Here is a 13,854-nt window from a genome sequence, read left to right as displayed (position 1 = left end):
GGAAACACGAACACCGGAGCCACCGCACCATCAGCGACACCCCGCACCACACCCGGTGCGGAACGGCCCTCCACCAGGGCACCCAGCCCCGCCGCCAACTCCTCACGCCCACAGGCCGTCACCACCGCCCGGTGCTCGAACCGGGAACGGCTCAACGCCAACGCGTGCGCAAGATCCCGCACCGAAACACCCGGCGCCCCCGCCACCGACTCCGCCAGACGCGCCGCCTGATCCCGCAGCGCCCCCTCCGACTTGCCGGACAACACGAACGGCAGCACCACATCAGCCGGAAGCCCGGCCCCCACGGCCACTTCCTCGTCCGGCGCCTGCTCGAGAATCACGTGCGCGTTCGTACCGCTGATCCCGAACGACGACACAGCCGCGCGCCGGGCGTCACCCGTCTCGGGCCACGCCACCGACTCGGTCAGCAGCGAGACCGCCCCCGCCGACCAGTCCACCTGCGAGGACGGAGTGTCCACGTGCAGGGTCCGGGGCAGAACGCCGTGCCGCAGCGCCTGCACCATCTTGATGATCCCCGCCACGCCGGCCGCGGACTGCGAGTGGCCGATGTTCGACTTGACCGACCCGAGCAGCAGCGGCCGGTCAGCCGGCCGCTCGCGTCCGTACGTCGCCAGCAGTGCCTGTGCCTCGATGGGGTCACCCAGCTTGGTGCCGGTCCCATGCGCCTCCACCGCGTCCACCTGTGCCGGGGACAGCGCGGCGTTCGCCAGTGCCTGCCGGATCACGCTCTGCTGCGAAGGTCCGTTCGGTGCCGTCAGACCGTTCGACGCACCGTCCTGGTTCACCGCCGAGCCACGTACGACAGCGAGCACCCGGTGCCCGTTGCGACGGGCGTCGGAGAGCCGTTCCACGAGCACCATGCCGACGCCCTCGGACCATCCCGTGCCGTCCGCCGCATCCGCGAAGGCCTTGCAGCGGCCGTCGGCCGCCAGACCGCGCTGGCGGGAGAACTCCGCGAAGATGCCCGGGTTCGTCAGCACTGTCACTCCCCCGGCCAGGGCCATCGAGCATTCGCCCGAGCGCAGTGCCTGGGCCGCCAGGTGCAGGGCGACCAGCGAGGACGAGCACGCCGTGTCCACCGTGACGGCCGGCCCCTCGAAGCCGAAGGTGTAGGAGACGCGACCGGAGATGACACTGGTCGCGTTTCCGGTGAGCAGGTGGCCTTCGGTTCCCTCCGGCAGTCGCATCCCGGCCCCGTAGCCGGACGAGGCTGTTCCTGCGAAGACGCCGATGTGGTCGCCCCGCACGGACACGGGGTCGATACCGGCGTGCTCGAACGCCTCCCACGAGACTTCGAGCAGCAGGCGCTGCTGCGGGTCCATCGCCACGGCTTCCCGGGGCGAGATGCCGAAGAACGCGGGGTCGAACTCCGCTACCTCGTAGAGGAAGCCACCCTCCAGCGTCGTCGACGCGCCGTCCTCGCCGCCTGCCCCGTAGAGACTGTCCAGGTCCCACCCGCGGTCGGTCGGGAAACCGGATATCCCGTCCCCGTCCGTGGTGACCAGCCGCCACAGGTCGTCGGCGCTCGCCACCCCGCCGGCGTAGCGGCAGCTCATGCCGACGATCGCGATCGGGTCGTCCTCCGCCGCCTGGGCGGTCGGCAGGGCCACGGGGGCCTCGGGCTGTGTGCCCAGGACCTCTCCGAGTACGAAGTCGGACAGGGCCGTAGGAGTGGGGTAGTCGAAGATCAGTGTCGCGGGGAGCCGCAGGCCGGTGACCGCGTCCAGCCGGTTACGCAGTTCCACGGCGGTCAGCGAGTCGAAGCCCAGCTCCTTGAACGGCCGGTCGACGCCCACCGTTTCGGTACCGCTGTGACCGAGGACTGCCGCGACCTGGGCACGGACCACGTCCAGCAGGACGGCGCCGCGCTCCTCCCGGGTGAGCCCGGCGAGCTTCTGCAGCAGCTTGAGCGAGCCTGCTGCGGATCCCGCCCTGCGTCGCGAGCTCGTCCGGACCAGTCCGCGGAACACTCCCGCGAGCGCACCGACAGCGGCCTGTGCGCGCAGGGCCACGAGATCCAGGTGTACGGGCACGAGCGCCGCATGGCCGCCGGCGAGAGCCGTGTCGAGGAGCGTCAGCCCTTCCTCGGCTGTCAGGGGCACGACCCCTGACCGGCTCATCCTGCTCGTGTCGCCGTCGTGCAGCCGTCCGACCATGCCGTCTGCGAGGTCCCACGGCCCCCACGCCAGCGACGTGGCCGCCAGCCCGCGGCCCGCACGGTGCAGGGCCAGCGCGTCGAGGAAGGCGTTCGCCGCCGCGTAGTTGCCCTGCCCGAGGGAGCCGAAGGTTCCGGCGACCGAGGAGAACAGGACGAACATCGACAGGTCCAGCTGCTCGGTGAGCTCATGGAGGTGTACTGCCGCGTCGACCTTGGGGCGCAGCACGGTGTCCAGCCGGTCCGCGGTCAGTGAGGAGACGACTCCGTCGTCGACGACACCGGCCGCGTGCACCACACCGGTCAGCGGGCGGTCGCCCGGGATCGCTGCGAGTACCGCCGCCAGTTGCTGCCGGTCGGCTGCGTCACAGGCGGCAAGTGCCACCTCGGCGCCGGCCGCCCTCAGCTCGGTGGCGAGCTCGGCGGCGCCCGGTGCGTCGGGGCCTCGGCGACTGGTCAGTACCAGGCTGCGGACACCGTGCCGGGCCACGAGGTGCCTTGCCACCAGGGCGCCGAGCGCGCCTGTGGCTCCGGTCACCAGGACGGTGCCGTGCGGCTGCGGTTCCGCTGCTGCCGGGCGTGGCGCCGGGCGGGCAAGCCGGGGTGCGAAGGCGCGGCCCTCACGAACGGCGACCTGGGGTTCCCCGCACGCCGGCGTGGCGGCCAGGGCGCCGGGCGAGTCGGCGTGGTCGTCCAGGTCGATGAGCAGCAGCCGGCCGGGGTTCTCGGACTGGGCCGACCGTACGAGCCCCCAGGCGGTGGCGCCCGCGAGGTCGTCGGGTCCGCTTTCTCCGAAGGCGACCGCTCCCCGGGTCACGACGGCCAGGACCGCGTCGGCGAACCGGTCGTCGCTCAGCCACTCCTGCACGGTCGCGAGGACCGCGTGGGTGGTGGCGTGTGTACGGGCGGCGAGACCGTCGCCGGAGACATCCAGGGGGCAGAAGACGACATCGGGGGTCCGGTCGATGGCGGCGAGGTCCGCGTAGGCCGGAATGTCGAGCGGGGCGAGCGCTCCCGGCTCTCCCAGCACCGCCCAGGTACCCGCGGTGGGGTTGGACGGCAGCCGCACGGGCGCCCATTCCAGAGCGAAGAGCGAATCCCGTTCGCCCGAGTCGGTCCGGAGCTGCTCGGGCGTCACCGGAGTCAGCACCACGGACTCCGCCGCGGCGACCGGCTCGCCGGTCTCGTCGGCCATGAGGACGGTGACACCCTGCTGCGCGGGGCGGATCAGCACACGCAGCGCCTTCGCACCCACCGCGGACAGCGTCACGCCGGACCACGAGGACGGCAGGCCACCGGCGACCGGGTGGAAGGCAGCGGCCAGCAGGGCGGGATGCAGTCCGAACCCCTGGGTGTCCGTCTCCTCCTCGAGTGCGATCTCGGCGAACAGCTCATCGCCTCGGCGCCATACCGCGCGCAGTGCGCGGAAAGCGGGGCCGTAGTCGTAACCGGCGTCGGCCAGATCGTCGTACACGCTCTGCACCGATGCCGGGGCGGCGCCCTTCGGCGGCCACACCTCGAACTCGGTTACTGCGTCGTGGTGTTCATGAGCCGGAGCCAGCACGCCGGCGGCGTGCAGGGTCCAGTCCGTCTCGGGGCCGCCCGCCGTGGAGCGCGCGTACACCTCCACCTTGCGCCGTCCTGTGCCGTCTTCGGCCGCTACGACCAGCTGTACGCCGACCGACGTGTGCTCGGGCAGAACCAGCGGGGCGCTTACGGTCATCGAGTCCAGCAGTTCGGCGCCGAACCGTTCGCCCGCGTGGAGCGCGAGTTCGACGAAGGCCGTGCTCGGGACGACCACGGACCCCAGCACCATGTGGTCACCGAGCCAGGGGTGGGACTCGACGGACAGCCGCCCGGTGAACAGGAACCCGTCGGTTCCGGCCAGCCGTACGCCGGCTCCGAGCATCGGGTGATCGGAACGGCCCATCCCGGCCGCCGCCATGTCCCCGAGGGGAGCCGCCGGCGCGGTGAGCCAGTACCGCTCGTGCTGGAATGCGTAGGTCGGCAGGTCGATGCGGCGGGCGCCGGCGCCGGCGAAGTGCGCCGCCCAGTCGACGGCCGATCCGCGCACGTGGAGTTCGGCGAGGGCGGTGACCAGTGTGCGCGCCTCGTCGCGGTCCTTGCGCAGGGCCGGCACGAAGGCCGAGTCCTGCACGCAGTCCTGCCCCATCGCGGACAGCACCCCGTCCGGACCCAACTCCATGAATGCAGAGACACCTTGGTCCTGGAGGGCCCGCATCCCGTCGAGGAAGCGGACCGCCTCGCGGACGTGGCGTACCCAGTAGTCCGCCGAGCAGATCTCGTCGTCCGACACGACCCGACCGGACACGTTCGAGACGATGCCGATACCGGGCGAATTGAAGGTGAGACCCTCCGCGACCGTACGGAAGTCGTCGAGCATGGCGTCCATGCGGGGCGAGTGGAACGCGTGACTGACGCGAAGCCGCTTGGTCTTACGACCCTCCGCCTCGAAGTGCGCGGCGATCGACAGGACAGCCGCCTCGTCACCCGAAATCACCGTCGCGGAGGGGCCGTTGAGCGCGGCAACGGAAACACCGTCGGTCAGCAGCGGCAGGACCTCGTCCTCCGTCGCCTGGAGGGAAACCATGGCCCCACCCGCGGGCAGCACCTGCATCAGGCGCCCACGGGCCGCCACCAACTTGGCCGCGTCCTCCAGCGACAGCACCCCGGCCACATGCGCGGCCGACAGCTCACCGATCGAGTGACCCAGCAGATAGTCCGGCTTCACACCCCACGCCGACACCAGTCGGAACAGCGCCACTTCGAGCGCGAACAGACCGGCCTGCGTGAACTGCGTCTGATCCAGCAGCTCATCACCGTCGAAGACCACGTCACGGATCGGCCGGTCCAAGTGCCGGTCCAGCTCCGCACACACCGCGTCGAAGGCGCCCGCGAACACCGGGTAGGACTCGTACAGCTCACGGCCCATACCCGACCGCTGAGCGCCCTGACCCGAGAACAACACCGCCAGACCACCGGGCGCCGTCGAACCGCTTACCACCCGGTCGCCGATGACCACCGCACGGTGATTCATCAACGCACGCGTCGTGACCAGTGAGAACCCGACATCCACCGGATTCCGGTCCGCGGCGAACGCCGACAGCCGCTCCACCTGTGCCGAAAGGCCCGCCTCGGACTTCGCCGACACCGCCCACGGCACCACCGGCATCACCGGCACCAGTGCGTCCTCTGCGTCTTCCGTCGCCTCGATCGCCGGAGCCTGCTCCAGAATCACATGCGCGTTCGTGCCACTGATCCCGAACGACGACACGGCGGCCCGCCGTGCCTCGCCCGTCTCCGGCCACGCCACCGAATCCGTCAGCAACTCCACCGCACCGGCCGACCAGTCGACGTGCGACGTCGGCTCGTCCACGTGGAGGGTGCGGGGCAGCAGACCGTGACGCATGGCCTGCACCATCTTGATGACCCCGGCCACACCCGCAGCGGCCTGTGTGTGGCCGATGTTCGACTTGATCGACCCGAGCAGCAGGGGCCGGTCGTCCGCCCGCTCCTGCCCGTAGGTCGCCAGCAGGGCCTGCGCCTCGATCGGGTCGCCCAGCCGCGTGCCCGTCCCGTGCGCGTCGACGGCGTCGATGTCCGCTGCGGTGACTCCCGCGTTCGCCAGCGCCTGGCGGATGACCCGCTGCTGCGAAGGTCCGTTCGGAGCCGTCAGACCGTTCGACGCACCGTCCTGGTTCACCGCCGAGCCGCGCACGACAGCCAGCACCTGGTGCCCGTTGCGCTGCGCGTCCGACAGCCGCTCGACCAGCACCATGCCGACGCCCTCGGACCACCCCGTACCGTCCGCCGCCTCGGCGAACGGCTTGCAACGGCCGTCCGGTGCCAGCCCGCGCTGACGGCTGAACTCGATGAAGATGCCCGGGTCGGCCATGATCGTGACACCGCCGGCCAGCGCCATGGTGCACTCACCCTGGCGCAGCGCCTGTACGGCGAGGTGCAGAGCCACCAGCGAGGACGAGCAGGCCGTGTCCACCGTGACGGCGGGGCCCTCGAGGCCGAAGGTGTACGACACCCGGCCCGACACCACGCTGGTCGCGCTGCCGGTCAGGGCGTTCCCTTCGAAGCCTTCGGGCAGCTGTGCCCCCGCCCCGTACGCGGAGGACGACGCGCCGGCGAACACACCCGTCGCGCTGCCGCGTACCTCTGCGGGGTCGATCCCCGCGTGTTCGAAGGTCTCCCAGGCGCTCTCCAGCAGCAGGCGCTGCTGCGGGTCCATCCCGAGGGCCTCACGCGGCGAGATACCGAAGAAGCCGGGGTCGAAGGCGCTCGCGCAGGTCAGGAAACCGCCTTCGCGCACGGTGGTCAGCCGGTCCGCGGCCTCCTCCGGCTCAGGGCCGTTCAGCCGGTCGGCGTGCCAGCCACGGTCGTCGGGGAAGCCGGTGATCGCGTCACCGCCGTCGAGAAGCAGCCGCCACAGGTCGTCCGGCGAGTTCACCTCGCCGGGGAACCGGCAGCTCATGCCTACGATCGCGATCGGGTCGTCATCAGCGGCGGTGAGGAGCGCGTCCGCGCTCTCCGGTACGACGACGCCCAGGATCTCGGTCAGCAGGAATCCGGCGAGCGCGGCGGGGGTGGGGTAGTCGAAGACGAGGGTCGCGGGCAGCCGGAGACCCGTCGCGGCATTCAGCCGGTTGCGCAGCTCGACCGCTGTCAGGGAGTCGACTCCCAGGTCCTTGAACTGCTTGTCACCATCGACCGACTCGGCACCGGCGTGGCCGAGCACCGAGGCCGCCTGGATGCGTACGAGATCCAGCAGTTCCTGGTCGCGCTCCTGCGGGGCGAGGCCGGCGAGGCGCTGCCCGAGGGTGGACGCGCCCGCTGTGACGGCTGCCGGAGCCCGGCGCCGGCCGGAGGTGCGGACCAGTCCGCGGAACACTCCCGGCAGTGCCCCCGCGGCGGCCTGCGCCTGGAGTGCCGCGAGATCCAGGCCCACCGGCACCAGAGCTGCCCGTGGAGAGACCAGCGCGGCGTCGAGCAGGGCGAGTCCGTGCTCGTCCGCGAGCGGCATGACGCCGGAACGCACCATGCGGTCCACGTCGGAGCCGTCGAGCCGTCCGAGCATGCCGTCCGTCGTGGCCCAGGGGCCCCACGCGAGCGAGGTCGCCGCAAGCCCTGCGCTGCGGCGCTGCTGGGCGAGGCCGTCGAGGAAGGCGTTGGCTGCCGCGTAGTTCGCCTGGCCCGGTCCGCCGAAGACGCCGGCCACCGAGGAGAACGTGACGAACATCGACAGGTCGAGCCCTGCGGTCAGTTCGTGCAGGTGGACCGCGCCGTCGACCTTCGGCCGCAACACGGTGTCGAGGCGCTCGCGCGTCATGGACGACACCACGCCGTCGTCGAGGACACCCGCGGCGTGTACGACGCCGGTCAGCGGGCGGTCCTCGGGCACAGCTGCCAGGACGGCCGCCAGTTGATCACGGTCGGTGACGTCGCAGGCGGCCAGCACGACGTCGGCACCGGCCTCGGTCAGTTCGGCGGCGAGCGCGGCGGCATCGGCGGCCGATGCGCCGCGGCGGCCGGTCAGGACGAGGCTGCGCACACCGTGCTCGGCTACGAGGTGACGTGCCACAAGTCCACCGAGCGCACCTGTGGCGCCGGTCACCAGGACCGTACCGTGCCGCTCGACGGGTTCGGGCACGGTCAGGACGACCTTGCCCACATGGCGTGCCTTGGCCAGGAAGCGGAACGCCTCGGGCGCCTGCCGCACATCCCAGGTACGGATCGGGAGCGGCTTCAGCGCTCCGCTGTCGAAGAGTGCGAGCACTTCGGCCATCAGCTGGCCGATCCGCTCGGGACCGGCCTCGATCAGGTCGAAGGCCTGGTAGGCGACCCCCGGGAAGGTCTCGGCGATCACCTCCGCGTCGCGGATGTCGGTCTTGCCCATCTCCATGAACCGGCCGCCGCCCGGCAGCAGGCGCAGCGACGCGTCCACGAACTCCCGGGCGAGGGAGTCCAGGACGACGTCGACGCCCCGGCCTTCGGTGACGTCGAGGAACTGTCGTTCGAAGTCGAGTGTGCGCGAGGAGGCGATGTGCGAGTCGTCGACTCCGAGTGAGCGCACCACGTCCCACTTGCCGCTGCTCGCGGTGGCGAAGACCTCGGCCCCCAGGTGCTGCGCGAGCTGCACGGCGGCCATGCCGACGCCACCGGCGGCGGCGTGCACGAGGACCGATTCGCCGGGCTGCAGTCGCCCCAGGTCCACGAGTGCGTAGTACGCGGTCATGAAGACGACCGGGGCGGATGCCGCTTCGGTGAAGGACCAGCCGTCGGGGATGCGGGCCAACGTGCGGCGGTCCGTCACCGCGACCGGTCCGAACGCGCCGGAGAACAGGCCCATCACGCGGTCGCCGGGCTCCAGCCCTGTGACACCCGGGCCGGTCTCCAGGACGATGCCGGCGCCCTCGATACCCATGGTGGCGTCACCGGGATAGACGCCGAGCGCGATCAGCACGTCGCGGAAGTTCAGGCCTGCGGCACGCATGCCGACCCGTACCGCCCCTGGGGCGAGGGGCTCGGAGGCATCGGGGCAGGCGGCGAGTGCGAGGTTTTCGAGGGTGCCCTTGTCCGTGATGTCCAGTCGCCACGGGCTGCTCCCGGACGGCGGTACGAGTGCTTCCCCGGCCGAGGTACGGCCGAGTCGGGGTACGAACACGTCACCGGCGCGAACGGCGAGCTGCGGCTCACCGGTGGCCACTGCGGGCAGCAGGGCGTCGTGGGAGTCGTCGATGTCCACGAGGACCAGCCGGCCGGGGTTCTCGGACTGTGCCGAGCGGATCAGGCCCCAGGCTGCCGCTCCGGACAGGTCCGACAGTTCGTCCTCACCTCGGGGCGTGACCGCCCCGTGTGTCGCGATCACCAGCAGGGCGTCGGCGAAACGGGAATCGGCCAGCCATTCCTGGACCAGCGCGAGCAGCTCGTGCACACTCCGGCGCACGTCGGACGCCAGATCGCCGGAGGCGTCGGCGTGGTGGGTGACCAGGACGAGCCCGACGGCCGGATCCACGGCTGCCAGGTCCTCGTACGGTTCGGCGCCCAGGGACACCGGCCAGCCCTCACCGAGCACCGCCCACCGCCGGGCGGGGCCGTCCGACGGCAGGGGGGACACGGGGAGAGGGGACCATTCGAGGTGGAACAGCGCGTCCTGATCGGCTCCGGGCACCGCCAGTTGAGCTGCGGTCACCGGACGCAGCACCAGCGATTCGACTCGGGCGACCGGGGAACCGGAACCGTCGGCGGCCAGGAGGCGAATACCCGACCCGGTGGGGGTGATCCGCACGCGCAGCACGGATGCGCCGATGGCGTACAGGGAGACGCCTGTCCAGGCGAACGGGAGACCGACCCCCGTTGCTTCGCCCTGGGACGCACTGCCGCCGGTCAGCCCCATCGCGTGCAGGGCGGAGTCGAGCAGTGCGGGGTGCAGGCCGAATCGTTCGGCCTCGGCGCCGTCGGGCAGCGCGACCTCGGCGAAGATCTCCTCACCACGGCGCCATGCGGCCCGCAGCCCCTGGAAGACGGGGCCGTAGCCGTAGCCGTGCTCGGCCAGGCTCTCGTAGTGCCCGTCGACGGACACGGCGACGGCATCACGGGGCGGCCACTCGGCCAGCTCCGGATCGTTGGCCTCGGCGCCTGCGGGGGCCAGCACACCGGCCGCGTGCTGCTGCCACGGGAGGGTGTCGTCCTGGCCTTCGACAGGCCGTGAATACAGGGCGACGGGACGCTTGCCTTCCGCATCCTGCGCGCCCACCGTCAGTTGCACGGCTACGCCGCCCTGCTCGGGGAGCACGAGAGGTGTCTGGAGTGTCAGCTCCTCGAGAAGACCGCAGCCGACGTGTTCACCGGCTTGCAGGACGAGTTCGACGTAGGCGGTGCCCGGAAGCAGGACCGAACCCAGTACGGCGTGGTCACCGAGCCACGGGTGCGTCTGCAGCGACAGGCGGCCCGTCATGACCAGCCCGTCCGCATCGGCCCGCGTCATCGCAGCACCGAGCATCGGATGCCCGACCGGGCGCAGTCCGAATGCGGATACGTCACCGAGCCACCGCGCTGCGGCGGCGGGCCAGTAGTGCTCGCGCTGGAAGGCGTATGTCGGCAGGTCCACGCGGCGGGCGCCGGCGCCGGCGAAGTACGCCACCCAGTCCACGGACCGTCCGCGTACGTGCAGTTCAGCAAGCGCAGTGACCAGCGCCTCCGCCTCCGCACGGTCCTTGCGCAGGGCCGGCACGAACGCCGAGTCCTCGACGCAGTCCTGCCCCATCGCGGACAGCACCCCGTCCGGACCCAGCTCCAGGTACGTGGTCACGCCCTGGTCCCGGAGAGCCCGCATCCCGTCGAGGAAGCGGACCGCCTCACGGACGTGGCGTACCCAGTAGTCCGCCGAGCAGATCTCCTCGTCAGACACGACCCGACCGGACACGTTCGACACGATGGCGGTCTGCGGGGCATGGAAGGTCAACGTCTCCGCAATCGTGCGGAAGTCGTCCAGCATCGCGTCCATGCGGGGTGAGTGGAACGCGTGACTGACGCGAAGCCGCTTGGTCTTACGGCCCTCCGCCTCGAAGTGCGCGGCGATAGCCAGGACAGCGTCCTCGTCACCGGAAACCACCGTCGAGGAGGGCCCGTTGAGTGCTGCGATCGAGACGCCGTCGGTCAGGAGCGGCAGGACCTCGTCCTCCGCAGCCTGGAGCGAGACCATCGCCCCGCCCGCCGGCAACGCCTGCATCAGACGACCACGAGCCGCCACCAGCCTGGCAGCGTCCTCCAGCGACAGCACCCCAGCAACGTGCGCGGCCGACAGCTCACCGATCGAATGCCCCAGCAGATAGTCCGGCTTCACACCCCACGCCGACACCAGACGGAACAAAGCCACTTCGAGAGCGAACAGACCGGCCTGCGTGAACTGCGTCTGATCCAGCAGCTCACCACCCTCGAACACCACATCCCGGATCGGCTGATCCAGATGGCGGTCCAGCTCCGCACACACCGCATCGAACGCATCCGCGAACACCGGATACGCCTCATACAGCTCACGGCCCATACCCGACCGCTGCGCACCCTGACCCGAGAACAACACACCGGTACGCCCCGAGGTCACCGCACCCGAGACCGTCCGGTCACCGATCAGCACCGCACGATGATCCAGCACCGCACGCGACGTCACCAGCGAGAACCCGACATCCACCGGATTCCGATCCGCAGCAGCATCCGACAGCCGCTCCACCTGAGCGACCAGCGCCTCGGACGTCTTCGCTGACACCACCCACGGCACCACCGGCAACGACGAGGCACCCGCCACGTCCGCCGGCTCCACCTCAGGAGCCTGCTCCAGGATGATGTGCGCGTTCGTACCGCTGATCCCGAACGACGACACACCCGCCCGCCGCGGCTCACCCGTCTCCGGCCACGCCACCGACTCCGTCAGCAACTCCACCGCACCGGCCGACCAGTCCACATGCGACGACGGCTCATCCACATGCAGCGTCCGCGGCAGCACACCGTGCCGCATCGCCATCACCATCTTGATGATCCCGGCCACACCGGCCGCGGCCTGCGTGTGACCGATGTTCGACTTGATCGAGCCCAGCAGCAGCGGCCGTTCGTCGAACCGCTCCTGCCCGTATGTCGCCAGCAGCGCCTGCGCCTCGATCGGGTCGCCCAGCGTCGTACCCGTGCCGTGCGCCTCGACCACCTCTACCTGCGCCGGCTTCAGATCGGCGTTGGCCAGGGCCTGGCGGATGACACGCTGCTGCGAGGGACCGTTCGGAGCCGTCAGACCGTTCGACGCACCGTCCTGGTTCACCGCACTGCCCCGCACCACGGCCAGGACCTCATGGCCGTTGCGCCGCGCGTCCGAGAGCCGCTCCACCAGGAGCATGCCCACGCCCTCGCCCCAGCCGGTGCCGTCCGCCGCCTCGGCGAACGCCTTGCACCGGCCGTCCACAGCGAGACCGCCCTGCCGGGAGAACTCCACGAAGGCACCCGGCATCGACATGACGGTCACACCACTGGCCAGGGCCATGGTGCACTCGCCCTCCCTCAGCGCCTGTACCGCAAGGTGCAGGGCCACCAGGGAGGAGGAGCACGCGGTGTCAACGGTCACCGCCGGGCCTTCGAGACCCAGGGTGTACGCGATGCGACCGGACAGAACACTGGCAGAGCTGCCGGTGGCGCCGTACCCGACAACGGAGTCACCCGCGCCGCCGAGCACGTAGCCGTAGTCCTGGCCGTTGGTTCCGGTGAACACACCGACCCGGTCACCCTTGAGGGAGGTCGGGTCGATGCCCGCCCGCTCGAAGGCCTCCCACGACGCCTCCAGCAGCAACCGCTGCTGGGGGTCCATCGCCAGTGCCTCACGCGGCGAGATCCCGAAGAAGCCGGGGTCGAACTCCGCCGCATTGTGCAGGAAACCGCCTTCGGAGACGTACGACGTACCCACGCTCTCGGGGTCCGGATCGTAGAGCGTGCCCACGTCCCAGTTACGGTCCTCCGGAAAGCCGGAGATGCCGTCGCCTCCGGACTCGAGCAGGGCCCACAGCTCCTCGGGCGACGCGACACCGCCGGGGAACCGGCAGCTCATGCCGACGATGACGACCGGATCCTCGGCATATTCCCTGGTCACCGATGCCGTGGGCCGGGCCTCCGCAGCCTCGCCGAACACCTCGGTGCGGACGTGGCCGGCGAGTACTGCCGGGGTCGGGTAGTCGAAGATCAGCGTCGAGGGCAGGGACAGACCGGTAGCCGCGGTCAGTCGGTTGCGTAGCTCCACAGCGGTGAGCGAGTCGAAGCCGAGCTGCTGGAACGCGCGGTCGGCGGGCACCTCTTCAGCGCCTCGGTGTCCCAGCACGGCCGCAGCCTCACGGCGGACCAGTTCGAGTAGTTCCGCGTCACGTTCCGGCGTGGAGAGACCTGCAAGGTGCTGCTTGAAGGCCGAGTCCTCCACGGGAGCCTCGGCGTGCTCGAGGATCTGCCTCACCTCGGGCAGACCGTCCAGGAGCGGGCTCGGCCGCGCGGCGGTGAACGCGGGTGCGAAGCGTGCCCAGTCCACATCGGCGACCGCCACGTGCACGTCGCCTTCGCTCAGTGCCCGGTGGAGAGCGGTGATCGCCGTCGCCGGAGCCATGGTGGACAGCCCGCGTCGCCGCAGTTCGGCTTCGCCGATGTCCTCGATCATGCCGCCTTGGCCCCAGGGGCCCCAGGCGATGGACGTGGCGGTCAGCCCGCGGGCCCGCCGGCGCTCGGCCAGGGCGTCGAGGTGTGCGTTGGCAGCCGCGTAGGCGGCGTGGCCGCCACTGCCCCAGACGGCGCTGATCGAGGAGAACAGCACGAACGCATCGAGCGGCCGGTCACCGAAGACGGCATCCAGATTGTCCGCACCCGTTACCTTGGCCCGCAGCACCTCAGCGAACTCATCCGCGCTCATACCCACCAGGCCGGTCATCTGACCGATGCCAGCTGCGTGGAACACGGAGCGCACCGGGCCACCAGCCGCTTCGAGCTCCTCCACCAGCCCCGCCAGAGCAACCCGATCACTCACATCACACGCCGCGACCACAACCTCCACACCCAGACCCTCGAGCTCCCCCACCAACTCCACCGGAGCCGAACCACCACGACTCACCAGCACCACACGGCCGGCACCC

Annotated in this window: 1 protein-coding gene; it reads right to left on the bottom strand. The window is 70.9% G+C overall.

What is annotated here, in order from left to right; translation table 11 throughout:
• A partial coding sequence (locus tag BFF76_RS33450; protein WP_244167194.1) for a type I polyketide synthase occupies positions 1–13,854 on the bottom strand: 13,854 nt, incomplete at both ends.

This window comes from Streptomyces mutomycini, from assembly GCF_001700505.1.
In the GTDB taxonomy this organism is placed as follows: domain Bacteria; phylum Actinomycetota; class Actinomycetes; order Streptomycetales; family Streptomycetaceae; genus Streptomyces; species Streptomyces mutomycini.
The sequence above is the reverse complement of the archived record's forward strand: the minus strand, read 5'-3'. Positions and strand labels throughout refer to the sequence as shown.